Source organism: Nostoc sp. UHCC 0252, assembly GCF_034931145.1.
GTDB lineage: Bacteria > Cyanobacteriota > Cyanobacteriia > Cyanobacteriales > Nostocaceae > Nostoc.
This window is the reverse complement of sequence record NZ_JAYGHE010000034.1, coordinates 19717-38688: the sequence shown is the minus strand read 5'-3', so window position 1 is coordinate 38688 and position 18972 is coordinate 19717. Positions and strand designations below refer to the sequence as shown.

The 18972-nt window shown below is 38.2% G+C and carries 28 protein-coding genes; 11 read left to right on the top strand and 17 right to left on the bottom strand.

Going from position 1 to position 18972, the window contains the following annotated elements; translation table 11 throughout:
• Positions 1-123: 123 nt before the first annotated feature.
• From VB732_RS19235 to VB732_RS19205, 7 genes are all read left to right on the top strand, one after another.
• Entirely contained in the window at positions 124-2220 is a 2097-nt protein-coding gene (locus VB732_RS19235) for a patatin-like phospholipase family protein (protein ID WP_323232510.1), read from the top strand.
• Between the two features lie 128 nt (positions 2221-2348).
• Positions 2349-2753, top strand: a complete 405-nt coding sequence (locus VB732_RS19230; protein ID WP_323232509.1) for a hypothetical protein — start codon at positions 2349-2351, stop codon at positions 2751-2753.
• 260 nt (positions 2754-3013) lie between these two features.
• Positions 3014-5032, top strand: a complete 2019-nt coding sequence (locus tag VB732_RS19225) for an ABC transporter ATP-binding protein/permease (RefSeq protein WP_323232508.1) — start codon at positions 3014-3016, stop codon at positions 5030-5032.
• A 6-nt stretch (positions 5033-5038) separates the two neighbouring features.
• A complete protein-coding gene (locus VB732_RS19220) occupies positions 5039-5185 on the top strand; it encodes a hypothetical protein (protein WP_323232506.1) in 147 nt (48 codons plus the stop codon).
• A 238-nt stretch (positions 5186-5423) separates the two neighbouring features.
• Positions 5424-7118, top strand: coding sequence for a GUN4 domain-containing protein (locus tag VB732_RS19215; protein ID WP_323232533.1), 1695 nt, complete (start codon positions 5424-5426; stop codon positions 7116-7118).
• A gap of 59 nt (positions 7119-7177) precedes the next feature.
• Positions 7178-7429, top strand: a complete 252-nt coding sequence (locus VB732_RS19210; RefSeq protein ID WP_323232505.1) for a hypothetical protein — start codon at positions 7178-7180, stop codon at positions 7427-7429.
• An 8-nt stretch (positions 7430-7437) separates the two neighbouring features.
• Positions 7438-8766: an IS701 family transposase gene (locus VB732_RS19205; RefSeq protein WP_323232504.1), complete on the top strand. Its 1329-nt coding sequence runs from the start codon at positions 7438-7440 to the stop codon at positions 8764-8766.
• 20 nt (positions 8767-8786) lie between these two features.
• On the opposite strand, the gene VB732_RS19200 is transcribed toward VB732_RS19205, so the two are convergent.
• The 4 genes from VB732_RS19200 to VB732_RS19185 all read right to left on the bottom strand — a co-directional run bounded on the left by VB732_RS19200 (position 8787) and on the right by VB732_RS19185 (position 11288).
• The gene (locus VB732_RS19200; protein WP_323232503.1) at positions 8787-9233 is read right to left on the bottom strand and encodes a hypothetical protein; all 447 of its coding nucleotides are present in this window, start codon (positions 9231-9233) and stop codon (positions 8787-8789) included.
• A 92-nt stretch (positions 9234-9325) separates the two neighbouring features.
• Positions 9326-10141 carry a hypothetical protein gene (locus tag VB732_RS19195; protein ID WP_323232502.1) on the bottom strand — a complete coding sequence of 272 codons (816 nt, stop codon included), beginning with the start codon at positions 10139-10141 and terminating at the stop codon, positions 9326-9328.
• 495 nt (positions 10142-10636) lie between these two features.
• The gene (locus tag VB732_RS19190) at positions 10637-10969 is read right to left on the bottom strand and encodes a hypothetical protein (protein WP_323232501.1); all 333 of its coding nucleotides are present in this window, start codon (positions 10967-10969) and stop codon (positions 10637-10639) included.
• Between the two features lie 91 nt (positions 10970-11060).
• Positions 11061-11288, bottom strand: a complete 228-nt coding sequence (locus VB732_RS19185; RefSeq protein WP_323232500.1) for a helix-turn-helix transcriptional regulator — start codon at positions 11286-11288, stop codon at positions 11061-11063.
• 126 nt (positions 11289-11414) lie between these two features.
• Between VB732_RS19185 and VB732_RS19180 the strand changes: the two genes are divergently transcribed.
• The 3 genes from VB732_RS19180 to VB732_RS19170 are packed head-to-tail and all read left to right on the top strand — an operon-like array spanning position 11415 to position 12426.
• Positions 11415-11708 (top strand): hypothetical protein, encoded by a 294-nt coding sequence (locus VB732_RS19180; RefSeq protein ID WP_323232499.1) that lies wholly within the window; start codon positions 11415-11417, stop codon positions 11706-11708.
• Positions 11709-11722: 14 nt separating this feature from the next.
• On the top strand, positions 11723-12055 hold the full coding sequence (locus VB732_RS19175) for a DUF5674 family protein (RefSeq protein ID WP_323232498.1): 333 nt from the start codon (positions 11723-11725) through the stop codon (positions 12053-12055).
• Positions 12052-12426: a hypothetical protein gene (locus tag VB732_RS19170; RefSeq protein WP_323232497.1), complete on the top strand. Its 375-nt coding sequence runs from the start codon at positions 12052-12054 to the stop codon at positions 12424-12426. The genes VB732_RS19175 and VB732_RS19170 overlap by 4 nt, the downstream gene beginning before the upstream one ends.
• Before the next feature lie 11 nt (positions 12427-12437).
• Here the strand turns inward: VB732_RS19170 and VB732_RS19165 are convergent, their stop codons facing one another.
• From VB732_RS19165 to VB732_RS19115, 11 genes are all read right to left on the bottom strand, one after another.
• Positions 12438-12632, bottom strand: coding sequence for a hypothetical protein (locus VB732_RS19165; RefSeq protein WP_323232496.1), 195 nt, complete (start codon positions 12630-12632; stop codon positions 12438-12440).
• 2 nt (positions 12633-12634) lie between these two features.
• On the bottom strand, positions 12635-12904 hold the full coding sequence (locus tag VB732_RS19160; protein WP_323232495.1) for a hypothetical protein: 270 nt from the start codon (positions 12902-12904) through the stop codon (positions 12635-12637).
• 10 nt (positions 12905-12914) lie between these two features.
• Positions 12915-13064 carry a hypothetical protein gene (locus tag VB732_RS19155; RefSeq protein ID WP_323232494.1) on the bottom strand — a complete coding sequence of 50 codons (150 nt, stop codon included), beginning with the start codon at positions 13062-13064 and terminating at the stop codon, positions 12915-12917.
• Complete coding sequence (locus VB732_RS19150; RefSeq protein WP_323232493.1) at positions 13048-13275, bottom strand: hypothetical protein; 228 nt, start codon at positions 13273-13275, stop codon at positions 13048-13050. The genes VB732_RS19155 and VB732_RS19150 overlap by 17 nt, the downstream gene beginning before the upstream one ends.
• Positions 13276-13298: 23 nt before the next feature.
• Complete coding sequence (locus VB732_RS19145) at positions 13299-13508, bottom strand: hypothetical protein (RefSeq protein ID WP_323232492.1); 210 nt, start codon at positions 13506-13508, stop codon at positions 13299-13301.
• 18 nt (positions 13509-13526) lie between these two features.
• The gene (locus VB732_RS19140; protein ID WP_323232491.1) at positions 13527-13883 is read right to left on the bottom strand and encodes a hypothetical protein; all 357 of its coding nucleotides are present in this window, start codon (positions 13881-13883) and stop codon (positions 13527-13529) included.
• A 13-nt stretch (positions 13884-13896) separates the two neighbouring features.
• On the bottom strand, positions 13897-14238 hold the full coding sequence (locus tag VB732_RS19135; protein WP_323232490.1) for a hypothetical protein: 342 nt from the start codon (positions 14236-14238) through the stop codon (positions 13897-13899).
• A 77-nt stretch (positions 14239-14315) separates the two neighbouring features.
• Positions 14316-14750 carry a hypothetical protein gene (locus VB732_RS19130; protein WP_323232489.1) on the bottom strand — a complete coding sequence of 145 codons (435 nt, stop codon included), beginning with the start codon at positions 14748-14750 and terminating at the stop codon, positions 14316-14318.
• Positions 14751-14829: 79 nt separating this feature from the next.
• Complete coding sequence (locus VB732_RS19125; RefSeq protein WP_323232488.1) at positions 14830-15792, bottom strand: DUF5895 domain-containing protein; 963 nt, start codon at positions 15790-15792, stop codon at positions 14830-14832.
• Between the two features lie 59 nt (positions 15793-15851).
• On the bottom strand, positions 15852-16046 hold the full coding sequence (locus VB732_RS19120) for a hypothetical protein (RefSeq protein ID WP_323232487.1): 195 nt from the start codon (positions 16044-16046) through the stop codon (positions 15852-15854).
• A 135-nt stretch (positions 16047-16181) separates the two neighbouring features.
• The gene (locus VB732_RS19115) at positions 16182-16985 is read right to left on the bottom strand and encodes a hypothetical protein (protein ID WP_323232486.1); all 804 of its coding nucleotides are present in this window, start codon (positions 16983-16985) and stop codon (positions 16182-16184) included.
• 6 nt (positions 16986-16991) lie between these two features.
• On the opposite strand from VB732_RS19115, the gene VB732_RS19110 reads away from it, so the two are divergent.
• Positions 16992-17777, top strand: a complete 786-nt coding sequence (locus VB732_RS19110; RefSeq protein ID WP_323232485.1) for an Rpn family recombination-promoting nuclease/putative transposase — start codon at positions 16992-16994, stop codon at positions 17775-17777.
• Here the strand turns inward: VB732_RS19110 and VB732_RS19105 are convergent.
• Complete coding sequence (locus tag VB732_RS19105; protein ID WP_323232484.1) at positions 17774-17947, bottom strand: hypothetical protein; 174 nt, start codon at positions 17945-17947, stop codon at positions 17774-17776. The two genes, VB732_RS19110 and VB732_RS19105, sit on opposite strands and share 4 nt — an antisense overlap.
• A gap of 235 nt (positions 17948-18182) precedes the next feature.
• Positions 18183-18800 (bottom strand): hypothetical protein, encoded by a 618-nt coding sequence (locus VB732_RS19100; protein WP_323232483.1) that lies wholly within the window; start codon positions 18798-18800, stop codon positions 18183-18185.
• Between the last annotated feature and the right edge of the window lie 172 nt (positions 18801-18972).

The window sequence follows — 18972 nt, the reverse complement described above, 5'->3', positions numbered from 1 at the left end:
GCCTTGTATATTTTTATTGTCTTCTATTTTGAAAGATGTTAGTGAGACTTCACTATTAAGTTTATTAATATTAAATTCCTTATTTAAAATTATGAATTATTGCTATTTGGAGATTAAATCCTTGTGATAAACATAGTAAATACACAAACAGTTTTAACATTTGATGGGGTAAATGATTATATAGATTTTGGCAGAAACGATATTGGCGGCGTTTTTGCTCAAGGGAGTTCCAACTTTACAGTTTCAGGATGGATAAATCCACATGAACTAACAAATAAAGCCACTAGTTACGGGACGCGCAATGTATTTTTTGCCCGTTCTTCAGAGAGATTTAGCGATAATTTTGAATTCGGCATCAGTGAAACAGGAAGCCTAGATATCTACATTGATGAAAGTGTTAGCAAGGGTATCAAAACCTTTGGGCAAGGAGAATTAGCTATAGGAGAATGGCACTTTTTTGCTATTGTTTTTAATAGTGGTCAGGTAGCCGTATATCTTGACGATCATGAGTACAACGATTCTCTTAGAGGTTCATCTTTAAACAAAGCTACAAGTTCTATAACTCTGGGAGCAACGTTACATAAACAGGTTTATTTCAAAGGACAATTAGCAAATATTAGCGTTTGGAATCATCCTTGTACTCAAGCACAAATCCAGACTCATCGTTGTGGGCTAATAGTCGGGGATGAAGAAGGATTAGTGGCTTACTGGAAATTAGATGAAGGGCAAGGTACAACTGTCAAAAACCAAACTGGAAAGTCCTATCAAGGAAACTTTCGTGGTAATCCTATTTGGACTTTAGCAGAAATTCCATTCGCAACACAATCATCAAATCCAGTTATATTTGCAGAAGAATTATCCAATCAAGAGGATATTCAAGAAGAGATCCAAACTGAGACAGCAGTTATTCCCGAAGAAAATATTTCACCACTAACCACAAGTTTATTAGCAGCAACAGTATCGTTAGTAAGCGACGACGAAAACCAACCAAAGGAAATTCAACAGACAGAAATAAACAGCGAAGAATTGAAGATTATTCCAACTGCGATCGCTCTTGAACCAGATGACGAGGAAACCAAAACAGACCAAACTGAAGATCCCGTCAATATCCAACAAGCACAAATATTAACCCAGGAAGAATCGCCAGAAACCATGAATACAAAAGCCCGTCCCAAATATAAAATACTTTCCATTGATGGAGGCGGTGTTCGGGGCATTATTCCTGCATTAATCCTAGCAGAAATTGAAAGGCGGACAAAAAAGCCTATATTCAGCTTGTTTGATTTAATTACTGGTACTTCCAGCGGCGGAATTTTAGCACTTGGACTAACTAAACCCCGATTAAGTTCCGATGTATCTGATAAGTTGCCAGTAGCTGAATACACTGCTGAGGATCTCCTACAGTTATTTATTGAGTATGGGGTAGAAATATTTTATGAGCCGTTATTTGAAAGACTACTTGGCCCATTAGAGGATATATTTCTCCAGCCAAAATACCCTTCCGAAAGCAAAGAAGAAATTTTCAGGCAATATTTTGGTAACGCCTCTCTAGAAAATAATCTTAAAGAAGTTTTTGTGACGAGTTACGATATCGAGCAGCGAATTCCGATATTTTTTACAAACAAACTAGAAAAACAGCAAATAGAATCTAAGAATTTTCAGAAGTTGTGTGGTGGTTTTTCGCTCCTAGATGCGGCATTGGCAACTACTGCCACTCCGACTTATTTTGCTCCTCATCGGATGGTAAACCCCCATAATAGCGGCATCGCCTATACTTTAATCGATGGTGGAGTATTTGCCAATAATCCAGCCCATTTAGCTATTTTAGAAGCACAAATTAGTAGTAAACAAAAAGCCCAAAAACCCCTCAATACAGAAGATATTTTAGTAGTTTCTTTAGGTACAGGTTCGCTGACGAGTGTCTACCCTTATAAAGAAGTCAAAAATTGGGGACTCTTGCAATGGGGAAGACCGCTTTTAAATATTATGTTTGACGGTAGTAGTGAAGTGGTAGCTGGAGAATTAGAACAGTTGTTTGAACCTACTGATAAAGAAGCTAAAAGTTTTTATTATCGCTTTCAAACATTGTTAGATAGTGAACTAGAAGAAATAGATAATACCAAACTCCAAAATACTCGTCAGTTACAAGCTATAGCCCATCGACTAATATCTAACAAAAGTCAACAAATCGATGAACTGTGTAGTCTTTTGTTGGGCTAAATCAGATTTCTTACATCTTGCACCAACTAATTGGTGCAAGATGTAAGATTTTTAATTTCTTCACAAAAGAAATTAGTAATGACTCTCTTAGTCATGTTTTCATTTTATAAAGACTGTAGGTAAGTACAATGGATGAACTCGTCAAAAAAATTTCTGGTTTAGGCCTTCCTGGCATACTTTTCGTGATTGCAACGGCTGCATCAGGGGGTAATGTCGCCGCCGTTGTCGCTATGCTTTCATCGCTGGGGGGGCCTTTAGGCCTCTTAGGAGGTTTAGGCTTGCTTGGGGTGGTAGCCGTTCTAGGGGAATATATAGCAGGATTTGGAATTGAAAACGTTCTTAAGCTCATCTATACAGAACGTAGCAAAACTGAATCTATCAGATTTCTTCTCAAAGAAATTCAAGAATTGCCCATTTCAGATGAGTTAAAACTCAAACTGAAACATCATATTAGCCCAGTAGTCCTTACTGAGCCTGACCAAGGCCCTTTTCCGAGAACAGTCGAAATTGTTGATGAGGAACCATTGATCTAGTTTTCAGACATTCTCTAAAAGGAAAAATGGCCTTTGAGTCTAATACCGTTTCTTTGTGAAGCTGCGCCAAATTTTTTTTCTTTGTGTTCTACCCTGCGGGAAGCCGCTGGCGCGTCTATGCGCTCTTTGCGGTAGCCTGCGGCAAGCCGCTAGCGCGTCTACGTTTTTAAAGCGCATCTTCATACAGAATTGGTATAACTAATTCTCAAAGGCCATTTCAAAATTCCTAGTGTAATTAGTAACGGCTACATTTTTAGAATATGCAAACTCCATCTGTGCGTGAGCAAAATACAACGAATCCTTTTTCAACCCTGATTCAATTTTGGCAAGATGTGAAAGTAGTTGCCGGGCCTTATTGGTATCCAACAAAAGCAGAAGGAAGAGCGTTTTCAGATGTGATTCGCTCATGGGGAATGCTAATTTCCTTGGTATTATTAATAGTCGTAATTGTCGGTGCAAATGCTGCAAATAGTTACTGGAATCGCTATGTAATTGATATTGTTATTGAACAGAGAGATCTGGATCAATATAAGAGTACTTTATGGCTGTCCAGTTTCATTATTATAGGGATGGTTTTGTTAGTTACTCTTTTGAGATATGTCAGGAAAAAAATAATTCTTGACTGGTACAAATGGCTAAATAATCATGTTTTAGAAAAATATTTAAGTAATCAAGCTTATTATAAAATCAATTTTAAATCTGATATAGATAATCCAGATCAACGCTTATCCCAAGAGATAGAACCTATTACTAGTATTGGCTTGAGATTTTCATCTTCTTTACTAGAAAAATCTTTAGAGATGTTCAGTGCTTTGATCATTCTCTGGACAGTTTCTTCACAAATCGCAATTTATTTAGTTATTTATACAATTATAGGTAATTTAATAGCTGTTTACTTGAATCAAGCAATCAATAAAGTTAACCAAGAAGAAATTGCATTTAAAGCAGATTTTGCCTATTGCTTAACTCATGTTCGTAATCATGCTGAATCAATTGCTTTTTTTCAGGGAGAAGATGAAGAATTAAATATAATTCAGCGTCGATTTAATAATGTTTTAAAAACCGCTGAACGCAGGCTGAATTTAGAGAAGGGACAAGACGCTTTTGGCAGAGCATATCAGTCTGCCATTAGCGTATTCTCGATGTTTATCCTTACACCTTTATTTCTTCAAGATCAAATTGATTATGGACAAATAAATCAAGCTAGTTTTGCTTGTTTTATGTTTTCTAATGCTCTAGGAGAATTAATAGCCGAGTTTGGAATTTCAGGGCGATTTTCTGGTTATGTAAAGCGTTTAGCAGAGTTTTCAGATGCGCTACAGGCTGCTAGTAAACAAGCAGAGAACGTCAATACTATTAAAATTCTAGAAGAAGAACGTTTAGCTTTTGAGAATGTAACTTTACAAACGCCAAATTATGAACAGGTGATTGTTGAAAATTTGTCAGTTGCTGTTGGGCCAGGCGAAGGGTTATTGATTGTTGGGCCTAGTGGTAGGGGTAAAAGTTCTTTGTTGAGGGCGATCGCTGGTTTGTGGAATGCAGGAACGGGTCGTCTGGTGCGTCCTCCCCTAAAAGAAGTATTATTCTTACCCCAACGGCCTTATATCATTTTAGGGACTTTACGCGAACAGTTGCTTTATCCTAAAACTAATCGTCAATTGACCGACGCAGAACTTCAAGAAGTTTTGCAACAAGTTAACCTGCAACACCTACTTACCCGTGTAGACGGCTTTGATACAGAAGTTCCTTGGGAAAATATATTGTCTTTAGGAGAACAACAACGCCTCGCTTTTGCACGGCTATTAATTACACATCCCAGTTTCACTATCTTAGATGAAGCAACGAGTGCTTTAGATTTAAATAACGAAGGTAATTTATATCAACAGTTACAATCAACGAAAACAACCTTTATTAGTGTTGGTCATAGAGAAAGCTTATTTAATTATCATCAATGGGTGTTAGAACTTTCACAAGGATCTAATTGGCGACTTGTTTCTATGCAAGATTATCAATTGCAAAAAGAAACTGCTGTTAAATCATCAGGAAAGGAGCAAACTACGATAGATATTTACCCAAAAAATGAACTCAAAATCAAGCTAGAATCACCAGCAAGCGCCACAATTCTAGGACTTTCCCATAAAGAGCTTCAGGCATTAACAGACTATTCTATTACTACTATCAGAAGCAAGGCTAGTCAAGAAAAGCCCGTGACTACGAAGGATGATGTAACCTACCGCTATAACAAAAACCCGGAGGTATTGAAATGGGTAATAGATTGAGGCTATATGGTTATAGTCATCTCAAATAGCACAGATTTACCTAGTGGTTCCCTGAAAATTGATTACATAGCGTCATTATATCGACAACAGGGATACGCGTCTGAAGCTACAAAAGCTGTGGTAGATTGGGCGTTATCTCAACCTGATGTGTAAAGCGTTACTGTTGGATGCGATCGCGCTAATATAAGTTCAAAGCGAGTCCCAGAAAAAATCGGGATACAACTTGTGGAATCGCGAGAGAAAATCCTGGTATGGAAATTATGCACAAACAAATACGGTAAAGTAACTTTGTCTGCTTTAAAAAATATCTTGACTTAATGTAATCATAAAAATCTTCAGGTGTTGAAATGAATAAGAGTTTAGTAACTATTTGTATGTTTCAAAACAAGTGATGCTAACTAGAAAGCAAGAACAATTAATTACTTATAAATCTATTATGATTTATGAAAAACATTATAAGTTTCCTACTTTAAAAAATCCTAAACTAAAAAAAATTCAAAGTAAAATTAGAAAATGCCAAAGCTTAATTAAAGAAGGTACTAAATATCATTCTTATTTTTGGGGAATAATCAAATGGAAAAAAGAAATTAGTCAAGGAGAAACTTTAGCAGAGGTTAAATTATTAATTAGAGATTATACTCAACTCCTGGATTTTTTAGAAAATTATAAAAATAGTTATCAAAATTTTTTATTAAACTTCATAGATGACTGGAAAAACCTATTTAACCAAAAATATTATGAAATTAGAGAAATAAATGAACAAAGAAATAAGCTAGAGATGAAGAATCATAAAGATCCTCAAATAATTGACAAGTTAAAAGTGGAAGGAGAAGAAAATTTAAAATCTATTCTGCTATTAAGCAATACTAACTTTTTAATTTTAGAAAAAGTAAAACTACTCAGTGAAGGAATTAAAAACTTAGCGGAAGATACTAAAAATCAAAAGCAAGCTATTCAGAAAATATTTAAAGATATAGAGGTGTATCAAGAGATTTATGAATACCAAGTCAGAGCTACAAAAATTCGTCAAGAAATTGCAAAAATAGCTGAAACTGCAATTAATCTAGAAAAGTCTTTACAAGATTACTTTAATCCGTTTCAATCTTTAATAGATGATGTAGTAAAAGTAGATGTAGATTTTTATGCAATTGTAGGAGAGATTCAAAATTTAGCAAGTAATACTCTAAATTCTCAAGGTAACTTATTAGCCATACAAGATACTAGTTCGATGTCTCATGACATCCTCAATCTATTAGTGGCAAGTTATAGTAAAAAAGATAGACTGCAAGATGTTTTCTGTCAGTCAAAATTATTAAATTTACAGATTTATGGCTTTGATTTTAGTAAAGATGAAATAACTTTAAATCAAGCAATTTACTTAATATCTAATTATATTTCTACTCAACTGGTTGCTCAAAAGAAAGTTCTAGGGATAGAAGAAGAAAAAATAGATATTGTTTCTTCTTCTCAATTTTTTTTAGAGAAAGCAGAATTGACGGAACAAATTAATAATGATGTTGACATTAAGTTTGCGACAGAATTGAAAAATAATTGGAATATTAATTACAGTAAATTACAAAACTTTCTTACAGAGTATAAGTGGCAAGAAGCTGATATTGAAACAGCTAAATTAATGCTACAAGTCATGGGCAAGAATGATTGGAATGAAGTTTATAAAGAAGATATTCTTAACTTTTCGTGTGAAGCTTTTCATAAAATTGATCGACTTTGGCAACAATACAGTTATGGTTACTTTGGCTTTAGTGTTCAGCAAAGCATTTGGAACGAAATAGGTGGTCAAATAGATTATGAAACGGAAAAAAGACTTGGCGATCGCCTGGGTTGGCGAGAAGAGGGAAGATGGTTAAATTACGACCAATTAACTTTTAAATTATCCCCTGTAACGCCGATGGGGCATCTACCAGCCAAATGGTTACACTATGACTCACATAGCTCTAGCTTATCTACATCATCTACAGAACACCTTTCAATGGGAGCTTGGCGAGTAAAATCTTGGTTAGTCTGGCAGATGCACTTATTCTTTTCCCGTGTAAAAAGTTGTAACAAGAGTTTTATAGTGCGTTAATCACACATTTGTTAATAATCAAAAAATTATATATAACTAAAACTAATTTGAGGATAGATATGAATAGTATGCATTCTGATATAGAAATAGAAATTTTACTTTTGGGGAAATGGCGTTTTAATACTGACTCAGAAAAAATTACTATTGAATTTAAAGATGATATGACTTATGAACAAACCAGGATTCAAACATTGCTTTTTTCTAAACCTAAAGAACTTCTAACAGGTAATAAATTTACTGGAGTATCCCTCTTCTGTCACTTTCCGAGTATTCTGAATAAAAGGATTAAAATAAAAAACTCTGGAAGGTAAGCAGGGCAATGGATGTAGAATTACAAATCCTGAAACATTTGGCAAGAGATGCCCACCCAACAGTTGCCATCATAGATGAATATTGTGCAGAGTATAAAGACCTGTTTAAGGAAGTAAGAAATTATGAGTGCTTCAAATATTTACATCTGGGAATAATGTCACCAATCAAAAGAAAATCGTTACCAGAGATAGCGAAAGCCGTAAGTATAAACTCTGCACAGTCATTACATCATTTTTTAGCGAATTCAGATTGGTCAGTAGAGGAATTAAAACAACGAAGATTAAATAAACTCAAACAAGCATTAGATGGCAATGCGATTACAGTAGTAATAGATGAAACAGGAGACAGGAAAAAAGGTAGAAAGACTGATTATGTAGCAAGACAATATCTAGGAAGTGTCGGAAAAGTTGACAATGGAATAGTTTCAGTCAATGCTTATGGACTTTACTCTAATATAACTTTTCCTTTAAGCGTAAAAATATTCAAACCAAAAGGAACGCTAAAAGAAGGAGATAAATATAAAACTAAAATAGAGTTAGCATCAGAAATTATTACAGAGCTAATTGGCTCAGGCTTTACTATTAAATTAGTACTAGCGGATAGTTTATATGGTGAAAGTAGCGAATTTACTAGAAAACTAGCTGAATATAAATTAGATTATGTCGTAGCGATAAGAAATAATCATGGAGTCTGGCTGCCAGCAGGACAGAGGGTTAGGGCGAATAAGTGGTGTAAATTTGAGAGAACATTTAGCAATCAGAAATCAGAAATTAGATACATTAGGGAAATAATTTATGGTAAAAAAAGAGCCATAACTTACTGGGAAATAACTACTGATCCAGAAACCATGCCAGAGAATTCTACTTCTTTTGTGATGACAAATCTTCAAGGTAATCTCAAGAAAATTTTAGGAGATTTATATGGATTAAGAACCTGGGTAGAATATGGTTTCCGACAGTGTAAACAGGAACTAGGTTGGACAGATTATCGTTTCACCAATTTTCAACATATTGAGAGATGGTGGGAAATTATTTTTTGTGTTTACACAATGATTAGTTTAAACTCTTCAGCCTTGTTAGACTTAAATAAATCTCGTCAAATTGAAAATGAGTTACAAGAAAATAGTGATGTTGATTTTTCTAATCATCAACAATGGAATCATGAATCCGGATGGAAAAATACTTTAAATAATCTGCGTCTCATTGCCCAACCACTATTACTATTTTGGTTGATTTATCCCTGGATACATATTTTCCCCAATTCTAATTTATTGCTGGGATTCAATCAATTAATTAGTGAAATGAATCAATTTAAACCCTGTTATGCTTCTGGATAATTTCACTTAGTTACTACTTGCTAACACCGGAAAGTGACAGAAGAGGGATAAGGCAAGTAGTCACAGCTATCGATCAGTTGTGACAATTCCACATCAATAAAATGCTGTTGGGTTGCTGCTAATTGTTCTCTTTTTCTCTGGGACATTATTGCCCTGGCTTGCTCTTTACCTTCTGAACGAGCTAGTTCCAATGCTTCTAATTTCGCTATTTCTAGTGCCTGTGTGATCTGACGCTCTTTATCAGTTTGCTCCAGAATTATGTGCTTATCCTGCACTAATCTTTTAAGAATTGCCATCCTTAAATCAAAATCGAAACTAATCTCTAGCTCCTCCAGTGCTTGCCCTGAAGCTTTCTGCTGATGGGTAATCTGTTGCTTTCTAGTATTGCTAATCGCTTTACTCTGTACCTGTGTTACTTCCCCACCTGTCTCTGCCGACTGTACTATTTCTGAACCTTTACGTGGCATATTTTTCTCCTAGCAATAGTTACAATATTCTCCGCACAACACAAAATTAACCGTGAAGGCTAAAACGTTATTTAATCCGTCCAATAGTCTAATCATGCAACCCTCTTTTTGGATGCTATCTTTTTCCACTGTCCTAGCTCAGAAACCGAGTAATGTTTACGCTGACTAAAATCGCCCCACTTATACAATGTCCGAATCGAAACCTTATAGCCACACATCGCCAAATATCTAGCTAAATCTTTCCCCTTACATCCCCGCATCTGCCATTTATGCCACATCTTGGCACTAGAAGCTGTTTCCAATGTCATCGCTCGACGTGACCAATGTTTCATCATCACTATCAGAGCAGACACTGAAGGAAACTTTTTTGTCGGATGGTCATGCCTCCAACAAGCCATATACGTTAACAATGAGGCCTTACCCTCTTCTACAAAACGTTCATACTTCGGAATACCCAAGAACTGTTTCCAACTCGCCCAACAATTTCTCGAAATTTCCCGGTTCATAATCCGGTCGCAGCACTTTTTCACCTCACTTAACGCTATTCTGGGGGGCTGCTGTTTGACCTCATCTGCTACAAATACTTCCCCAGTATTTATCTGACTACAGAACTTCTCCAATACCTCATCTAGTTTGTACTCGTTAGCTTTGTAATAATCTCTCAAGCTTCGATAAGTCACTTTCCGCCGTGGATGATGCTTGCGTAACCATGCCAAACACAGCAACATTTCCGTCTGCTCTTGCGTGTATTTCCTTTGTCTAACTTTCTTCCCCTGGGCGTAACAAGCACCTGCTAATCGCTCCCATTCATACCATGTGCGATCGCTAATTCTGGCTCCCCGAATCTTTTCACATTGGTTTCTCAAATTGATTGAAAGGCTGATCCAATCTTCTATTACTACTGGCATGGTTAAAGCTCTGCAAAATCAAAGTGGCTGTCAAAATTGAAAGAGTAATCGCCATAACGGCTGTACAAAATTCTAACAAACCTGATGGATTTCTTTCTTCCTTTTCTATTGTTTCAGTTGTTCCATCAAAAGATGTTTTTGTATATATCTCTCTCCTATACACATTGCGCTATCTCCGTATATTTGGATATCTGTACTTATCTCTGTCGTACTACACTCACTGCCCCATTCAGAAAAAAGTGTACCCAATTTTAAGGGTTTGAGAATCAAATAATCTACACCCCACTTCCTAACGTTCTGCTTAATCCATGCCCTGCAATTGTTTCAGGTTTGTAGTATTACAGTAACATCGCTGCCTATGGTTTTCATGAAAACTCCAAAAGGCTATTTTTGGTAAATTCAGCAGAATAAATGTAGTTTGCAATCAAAGGCAAAAAGCTGTTAAATGCTTGCAATATCTTTGTCTTAGGGTGTAATTCGCAATAAACTAGCAATTCATTTTTTTGAAAGGCTAACTACACAAACTGGTTTTGGGGGTACTGAGCCTCTATGTATCTTTTTTAGTGCTAATAATCTGGCATCAACATCGACTCCATAGCTTTGAAACGTCTGTTCTAGTTCCATACGTGTCATTTCACAAAAGCGTGATTTGCTATTTCTCCCATGTTTTAGTCCCAGAAAAATCTGTAGCTCTAAAACTTGTCTAATCTCTGTCCAACTTAAGTAGGCTTGCCCAAATAAATTCAGAGCCTTCAGATATTTATTTATCGTGTCCTTCGATTGAATCATCAATAACTCGCGGCATCGCTTAACGCTTAACTGCTCCATTTGTGCGTCGAACTGTTGAACTTTTTAAATAATAAAATACCCACGCTTGGTGGGCAATAGAATTAATTGCACATTGTGCAGTTCATAGTTATTAAACTGCACAATGTGCAATTCTCACGTATTTTTTTCTAATCTCTGGATTGATATTTAAAAGTAAATGCAGTCTATTTAATTCCTTTAATGTTCTTTGGCTAATCCGACGATCACCATTACTCCACTTGTCAACGACAGATGTAGACACTCCCATCAAGTCGGCAAGTGAACGGTGATACATGGGATGTTTAATGAAAAAGTCATTTAAGTCTGTGATTTCTGCCATAATGCGATTGCTCCTTTGCAGGTTGTGTCTGTGAAGGGGAAGCCCTCCAGTGGTCACACACTGGGGGCATATTTGTGGAGATAATAACATGATAAGCTACTGAGGAGTAGCAATAAGGTTCTAGAAGTGGATATAGACAAATTAATTCAGGCTTTACAAGAACGTGGGGTAATTAGCGAGATTATTGATAAACGTCCTGGTGTTCCCAAGTTGCCTGCTCAGTTGTATGTTCAACTGATTATTGCCTCTGTTGCCACCAGAAAGGATATTAGCGCCTGTATTAGTACTGCCTTAGAAACTTATGTCATGCGAAATGCCGACAAACACTTAAACGAAATCAAATTTCAGGCAGCAGCGGCCGATAAAGAACTTGAGCAGTACTTGGCTGATACGATTGCTTCCAGGCTTGAGGGTAAATAACCAATCACAAAAACATGATTCTGTTACTGCGCGATCGCGCTACCCCTCTTCAACTTGAGCAAATGCTCCAACAGCACAAGTTCTACATCAAAACCGCAGTCGATCTTGAGCGTCGGGTATTAGTGGGGGGTGGCAATCTGCACTATGACTGTGAACAAGCGCTACTGGCTGATGGCAGTAGACAAGAAAATATCTGGGCAGCAAGCTTTATGCCTACGACTGGGAAAATGATTTTCGAGTCTATGGTCAATCTCCGCCCTCGCCAAAATCGCAAAATGGAAATACTTGACCCTAATATTAGAGAAAGAGTCAGTCAACTTATTGTGGAGTTCCTGAGCAATTTATGATCGAAGTGACACCAGAACAACAAAACTTTATGCAAGATGATGTTCCTATCCGGTTACATCATTTAGCAAATCACCTGTCGCAAATTCACTCCTTGTGGAATCAAGACTCCTCAAGTGATTTGATGCTACCTCTGGTGAAAGAAAGCCGATACTTTCTTGAATGGACTGTTCCCGACATGGTACAAGCAGACGACATTGACCGAGCCTGTGAGTTAGTTGATTTAGGTCGTCTTTTGACCCGTTGGCTATTTAATTGGGACAAAATCTGGGCTGACCCTGAACAAACGCAATCTGCCGCAAAGCAAACCCAAGAATGGTTGCATCGGGTTTTAGAAATAGCTGATACAGAGCCTGAATCATTGACCGCTTGACTTCCAGCTTTTCAATTCTCCGCAAATTCCCGAACCCCCACAACTTCCCGCCGCACAACTTGCGCTCCCAACTCCCGTCGCTTTCCCAACGAATTAAAAAACACATACCGGGTTTGCTCTGGATGTTGTCGAGGGTGGCTGTACCGTAATTGCACACCACGGAATTGGTACAACTTGCTCTTGGTCAACACAACATTATTCGACATTTTTAACTGACCTTCCTCTGATTAACTATCAGCGATCGCAAATATCGCCGACACTCCGCCTCTCCCTTGCATACAAGGATACGCAGAGCTTCGATCTCCTGAATTGGAGACATACAAATTTCGGCAATTGCACTAATCAAATTCTGCTGCCCTTGTACATACTCTTGATGCTGCTGCTCTAATTTGTGAACCTTGAACTTTAATTGATCTACTTCTCTTAATGCTTTTGTTAGAGTAGATTCTTTGCTTTTTCTGCTTAACGCTAATGTCATTTGTCAATCTCTACTTTGACTTTCTCGGTGGCTCATTTTCGGCTAGTACTTGTGCAAAGTCGTAAATCGTAACTTGCGGCTCTGGCTCTGGTTTTGACACTGGCTCCGCTTGGAGTTCAGGACTGCCCAAACCTATCGCTTGTTTAATTTCTTGTTCCACTTGAAACCTCTGCTTGTTCAATATCATCAATCGCCCCAATCACCTCAAACAGCACATTCAAAGCATCGTTAAGTACCACATTATTTGAAGTAGAGAAGTATTCGCTATATTCAATCCGCCGATATTCTGTAGTACTTTGAACGAGCCGCAAAGTCTGCTGACAACCTTTGAGAATCTGTCGTATCTCTGCTGTAGTCAATATCATTTCCATATCGTTACCTTGAGATTCTGATTTTAGTAATTCCTCATATCAGAGTCGTAGAGAAGTTGATGATCATGAAAAACACCGTCTTCTTCCCCAGACCACTCTTTCTTGCTGATTTTATATTCAGGTCGCGGTATTATTCTTCCTTCACCACCAGCTAGCTTCTCAGCTTTTAATTCTTCTTCTAAAGCTGCCCAAAATTCTTTATCTTCTTGAGACATTGTTGCTTGTATGTCCATTTTTCAAACCTCAATCTTCTAACCAAAACTTTCAAAATCTGGACAAGTATTACCCTCTACACCACTTGGATGTATCGCGCAAATTAGCATCACTCCACCATGTTTTATCCCGTGAAAGTTACTGCATCCCCTGCAAGTTTTGGGAATAGCTTTGCGTCTTTCTTCTAATACATTGTCAATGCCTGACTCGATTTCTTTATCGATTTGAAATTGACACAGACAACTTATAGTTAGCAAACTTCCACCGCAAAACAGGGTCGAGCCAGCAATAACAGCTTTGGCACTTGTCTGTTTGAACAGAATTGTGCCTCCGATGACGGCTGCTGCTATTCCCAAAGAGCCAGCACAAATGTTTAAATATTTTAGGTTTGACATTGTTGCTTTCTATTTATTTATCTCTGCTAATACTAAGACTTGCACCCAGTAAAGAACTACCTAAAAAGGCGGAGAAACTAACCAACATCCCACCTAAACAAGCATTTTTCTGATAATGCCAGCTAGAAATAATTATTCTAGGATTGGTATTAGTTTCGATTATTTCTAATCCCCAACTAGCAATTGATCCTACTCCCGCAAATCCCATGAACAACAAAGAGACGACCGCTGACACTTCAATGGTGCGGTCAATGAAAATCCTGGGATTAAACCGTCTTAAAGTACGGCGGCGGACACCTAAACGGACTTTTGGCTCTTGCATAGGTAAATGCCCAATTTGTTTGTAGTTAGCCATTGGTTTTAGTTATTCTTTAATTATTGAAGGAAAAAACAGAAAAGCAGCGATAAACTGCCTTTCTCAAATATGAAGTTTTACCTATCGCCGTAATGAGATGGATGCCCAGGATGTGAATAATCGTCTTCGTAGCCATCATCATCGTCATCATCACCTTGAATTAATTCAAGGGTGATGCCGCAAAAAGCATTTTTAATTTGCCCTGTTCTGCCATAAGCTATTTTTAATTCGTTGCTGAGATTTAAACCACGCAGCAATGCTTCTCCTAAATATGGTTGCAATCTTTCATGATAAATTTTCAGTTGCTTCACTGCCTGCTCTTTAAGATTACTCTGACTAAAGTTACTATTAAAAATTGCAATCATCTGATTTTCAACAGACGGCTGATTAACTACCTTTCTGCACTTTTCAATTTCTCGGCAGTAAGCCTTAATCGTGTTACTCAAGTGTTTGCTATCCATCTGGCAAACTAACACCGTAACTCCATCTTTTGATATGTGAGTTTCAAACATGATTATCCTTTTGGGTAAATTAGCTCTGTATTTAAGTAATTCGTAATTGGTTGTTTAATTACGAATTACTTAGCATTAACTAGAAATTATCGGGGTCGTTATCTTCTATCTCATCAACTTGATTTATCGGCATAGTTTTACCAAATTGTTCTTCTGGAAATTCATCAACTTCAATTCCAGGCGCAATCTGATGAAATTTCTCAAATTGCTTTAAGTATTTAGAAGCAAACCCCGACAATGACTGCTGCGTTCCCCATATTTTCTCAGCATTGGGAAGATTGAAAAACTCCTTCACGTTTTCTGCTGTTGGTTCGTTAAACCCAACTACGGCACATACCTCAGCACGAGCTTCCGCACCAACAAGCTCTGTATCAAATGTTGGTTGAAATATCGTGACTGCTCTCGCTTGCTCATTCAAAGTATAGAATGAATCACCTTGAGAGTCAGAGTAAGCTATTTCTACCAGTTTGTAGAAGTTCTCAAGCTGTTGTCCAAAGAATGCCGCAGCACCCCCATGAACTGTCAAAACTAAAGGAACTTTGTGGAGAAAGTTACCGTTCCTATCAACCAAGTAAATCATGTGTAATGTGCGTAATGTGGTGAACTCTTTAGGGTGTGATTCACGAACTGATTGACCGTGCCAAGTCTCAAAGTTACCGAGGATATCTCCCTTTCTCCCAATCCCAGCTTCAGCACCTTTATCATTGACCTCAATCATTCTGGGACTAGAAGCTAAAACATGAATTTTAGGGCATTCAAAAGCTAATCCTGATTCAGCATTACCATTACGGTAAGTGTGAATGAAGGGAATACCACAAGCAAGATCATATCCTTCAGGTAAAGCGAATTTCTTGCCTTTTGGTGTAGCCTGTAGTTGAGCTACTAAATTCTCAACTTCTGTTCGTTTCACCCAGCCAGATAATTTGATATTGTCTGACTTAACAAACAGAATATTTTTTCCATTTAGCAATTGACAAATAGGCAATTTAGAGAAATTACCACGAAACTCAGGAGATTTAAATGTATCAAGTGTAACTGTCATGATTTATTTCCTACGATTGATTTATGACTTCTCAAAAAGTTCAAGCGGAGCTTTTCTATTTACTGGCTCTTGACAACTTCCACCCAAAAACCGCATCCAGTATTCTTAACTCGAACCAATTGTCTATCCAGTAGATATTGGATACTTGTTTGTGGAAAACTGATTCTATGCAAAGGCGCAGAACCACCGCATACTCGAAGCGAATGCAGCAAATTAGCTGCTGTCAATTCAGAGCAGTTTTGTTTTTTAGACATTGGTTGAAATTCCTGTATTTGTTACTAACTTTCGTCAGCGATCGCTGCAATAAAATAAGCGCTCTGCTGTTAACAAAGCGCTTGATGATTTGATAATTTGTAGGGACTTCGAGATTACTTTTACTGCCCCGCTGTTTAGAACCTGCTTAACAGTTCTTCACGAGATAAATTAGGTAATTCCAGCAAAACTCTAGCAAAATCTTCTGGAGATAGCTGTAATAAGCTATCGACAATTCTTGATAGTTCTTCGTCTACAGCACCAAATCTGTATCTCAACAAATTCTCTACAACTTGGCGCTGTCCTTCTAATCTTGCCTGTTGTTTAGTAGTATCTTCCCATTGCTGATAAGCTTGCGACAAGTTCATAATCAATTCCTGCTCATCTTCAGTTAAATCGTCTGTTTGTTGAATTAAAACAATGCGCCAATTTGTAATTAACTTTAAAGTATTTTGTCGTAACAAATTACTTTCAGGAAGTGCCAACAATTCATTCACGGCTTGGCGTTGCGTTTGTCCTTTACCTAAAATCCTTAACCAAAGGGTTTCATCCGTAACAGGTAACTGGTTAATCGCCAGTATCGCCGTTCTAAAAGAATCAGGCAGAAAGTACACCCCAGGCATCCAAGTTTCTAGCTCTAGTTTAGCCCCAAAACTTTCAAGCAATGCTTCTGAAACTGACGGTGATAAAATCCACAGCCGCGCTAGATTATCCTCTGGTATAGTCGTATCTTCCCTTTTGGCTTTGCGTTGCGAATCTGCGATCACCGTGAACAGCTTTGTAAGGCAGTTTCGCACTTCTGTTTTACTGGGTTGATTGCGGAATGGTTCTAGCAAAGCCGTATTCAGCAGCGCAATCCTTCCCAGTAGTCCTAAATTTGGCGCTTGGGCTTGGGGCGCTGCTGAAAATAAAACATCAAAAACTTCACCAAATAACTCCACTAATTTATGAGCAATTTTGATAACACTTGTAAATTCATTGCTGAACTGTATTCTCCTGATTTTGCTACTTGGCTATTAGGAAAACCTATCACTTTAACTAAGCTAAGTCCAACAGAGTTATCAATAGAACCAATTCGTGCTGATTCTTTAATTTTGTTGCAATCAGATGAGGTTGTTCTACATATAGAGTTTCAGACAGTTCCCGATAAAAATATGCCATTTCGGATGGCTGATTATTATTTGCGGATATATCGTCGCTTTCCCAATAAACAAATACATCAGGTTGTGATTTATTTAGATAAAACTACGTCGGATCAAGTGTATCAAACCACATTTACGACAGAAAAAATGCGGCATGAATTTTCGGTAATTCGCCTATGGGAACAACCTTCAGAAATATTCCTGAACACCCCAGGATTATTGCCATTTGCTGTATTAAGTGCGACCAATGACAAAGCTAGTACACTACAACAAGTGGCGAACTCTGTTGATAAAATTAGTGAAAGACGGACACAAAGTAATATTTCTGCTGCTGCCGCAATTCTGGCTGGGTTAGTATTAGAACAAGAAGTAATTGGGCGTTTATTCAGGAAGGACATTATGCGCGAATCAATCATTTATCAGTCAATTCTGAGCGAAGGTAAAGAAGAAGGAAGTCAACAAAAAGCTCGTCAAATCGCCCTCAACTTACTAGCAGAAGGCATGAGTATTGACGCGATCGCACGGATAACCGGATTATCAGTGGAGATGGTGCAACAGTTACAACATCAAGAAACCGACAATCAAGATTAAGCCGCTTCCAGTTCCACAGCCTTTTTTCGTGGCTTATCCGCAGCCTTAACAAAACTCTCCAACCCCACCACTGCATCCCTTGGCTTGGCGTACCGGATTTCGTCCACCTCGTTCGCCCAATGGGTAATGTGCTGAAACACCAAACCCAGCATTGAATCATCCCTGTACACACGGTATATCTTCGGACAGGCTCCTTTCACGTACACCAGTTTATAACCAGATACATCCAACACCTCTGCATTAGGATCATTTGGGGGCAGCAGAATTCTATCTTCGGATTCATGCAACTGTTCTACTTGAAGGGAGAGAGTAAATATTATGACTTGTGGCACGATTATGATCTTTGATTAAGGTTTGATGGCGAGTGCGCTTACCGGGTATGCACTCGCCTTTTCCTATATAAAACTACGCCGCTACTGCCACCCGCACTCGCAAAAGAGCGATCGCAGTTGACGCACTATCCGCTTGTTGATTGGGGCTGTATTGGTAACGCCTCCCGTACCAACCTTCATAGTTACACCCAACGAAGCCCACTAAATCCTTGCCCCGAAAGACTTTCGTGCTGAATGACAACCAGTCAATCTCACCATGCCATAGACCAAACTTGGTGCAAGCTACTTCCAGTTCAGCGCTTAATCGTTCGTTGCGTTCTCGTGGTGTTTCGGGAAGGCTGGCTTTGATTTCCGCTACTGCTGCCTTAAACGGTTCTTTGTTAAAACGAGCGAAACCGTGGGACATCTTCACCCACACGATGTTGTCAGAGTTAATCCAAATGGTGACTACATCCTGCGGCTGGCAATCGTGAGGATAGTCGGATTGGTTAACGATGGTTGCAATGATGGTGCGTTCCCCCTTGGGGTTGCCGTAGGCATCGCGGTCGGTCAAAGGGTCTTTAGCTGGGGCAACTGGTGCTACAGTTTGCGCCTGGGCTTCTAGAAGACCGTCGAGTTCCTGTTGGGCAATCGCTTGTTGATCAATAGAAGAATCAGTGATTGCTTGCTGTGTAAGCGTTCTGTAAGTCATAATAAAAATCTCCATTCACTTGGATAAAAGGCGATCGCATACTTTCCACGGTGGGCGATTGCCTTTACTATGTGTGCAAACGTTGTTGTGGTTTAGCACAACGCTCTCAAAAAATTTAAGCGCAGCTTTTCTTTAGTACTCCTAGCCAGTGACCAGGAGCATTACCAAACAG

Bases quoted from the DNA above. Each gene is read 5' to 3' on its own strand.
- VB732_RS19230 (WP_323232509.1), top strand. From the start codon at position 2,349: ATGGATGAACTCGTCAAAAAAATTTCTGGTTTAGGCCTTCCTGGCATA.
- VB732_RS19225 (WP_323232508.1), top strand. From the start codon at position 3,014: ATGCAAACTCCATCTGTGCGTGAGCAAAATACAACGAATCCTTTTTCA.
- VB732_RS19220 (WP_323232506.1), top strand. From the start codon at position 5,039: ATGGTTATAGTCATCTCAAATAGCACAGATTTACCTAGTGGTTCCCTG.
- VB732_RS19215 (WP_323232533.1), top strand. From the start codon at position 5,424: ATGCTAACTAGAAAGCAAGAACAATTAATTACTTATAAATCTATTATG.
- VB732_RS19210 (WP_323232505.1), top strand. From the start codon at position 7,178: ATGAATAGTATGCATTCTGATATAGAAATAGAAATTTTACTTTTGGGG.
- VB732_RS19205 (WP_323232504.1), top strand. From the start codon at position 7,438: ATGGATGTAGAATTACAAATCCTGAAACATTTGGCAAGAGATGCCCAC.
- VB732_RS19200 (WP_323232503.1), bottom strand. From the start codon at position 9,233: ATGCCACGTAAAGGTTCAGAAATAGTACAGTCGGCAGAGACAGGTGGG.
- VB732_RS19195 (WP_323232502.1), bottom strand. From the start codon at position 10,141: ATGCCAGTAGTAATAGAAGATTGGATCAGCCTTTCAATCAATTTGAGA.
- VB732_RS19190 (WP_323232501.1), bottom strand. From the start codon at position 10,969: ATGGAGCAGTTAAGCGTTAAGCGATGCCGCGAGTTATTGATGATTCAA.
- VB732_RS19185 (WP_323232500.1), bottom strand. From the start codon at position 11,288: ATGGCAGAAATCACAGACTTAAATGACTTTTTCATTAAACATCCCATG.
- VB732_RS19175 (WP_323232498.1), top strand. From the start codon at position 11,723: ATGATTCTGTTACTGCGCGATCGCGCTACCCCTCTTCAACTTGAGCAA.
- VB732_RS19170 (WP_323232497.1), top strand. From the start codon at position 12,052: ATGATCGAAGTGACACCAGAACAACAAAACTTTATGCAAGATGATGTT.
- VB732_RS19165 (WP_323232496.1), bottom strand. From the start codon at position 12,632: ATGTCGAATAATGTTGTGTTGACCAAGAGCAAGTTGTACCAATTCCGT.
- VB732_RS19160 (WP_323232495.1), bottom strand. From the start codon at position 12,904: ATGACATTAGCGTTAAGCAGAAAAAGCAAAGAATCTACTCTAACAAAA.
- VB732_RS19150 (WP_323232493.1), bottom strand. From the start codon at position 13,275: ATGGAAATGATATTGACTACAGCAGAGATACGACAGATTCTCAAAGGT.
- VB732_RS19145 (WP_323232492.1), bottom strand. From the start codon at position 13,508: ATGGACATACAAGCAACAATGTCTCAAGAAGATAAAGAATTTTGGGCA.
- VB732_RS19140 (WP_323232491.1), bottom strand. From the start codon at position 13,883: ATGTCAAACCTAAAATATTTAAACATTTGTGCTGGCTCTTTGGGAATA.
- VB732_RS19135 (WP_323232490.1), bottom strand. From the start codon at position 14,238: ATGGCTAACTACAAACAAATTGGGCATTTACCTATGCAAGAGCCAAAA.
- VB732_RS19130 (WP_323232489.1), bottom strand. From the start codon at position 14,750: ATGTTTGAAACTCACATATCAAAAGATGGAGTTACGGTGTTAGTTTGC.
- VB732_RS19125 (WP_323232488.1), bottom strand. From the start codon at position 15,792: ATGACAGTTACACTTGATACATTTAAATCTCCTGAGTTTCGTGGTAAT.
- VB732_RS19120 (WP_323232487.1), bottom strand. From the start codon at position 16,046: ATGTCTAAAAAACAAAACTGCTCTGAATTGACAGCAGCTAATTTGCTG.
- VB732_RS19110 (WP_323232485.1), top strand. From the start codon at position 16,992: ATGAGCAATTTTGATAACACTTGTAAATTCATTGCTGAACTGTATTCT.
- VB732_RS19100 (WP_323232483.1), bottom strand. From the start codon at position 18,800: ATGACTTACAGAACGCTTACACAGCAAGCAATCACTGATTCTTCTATT.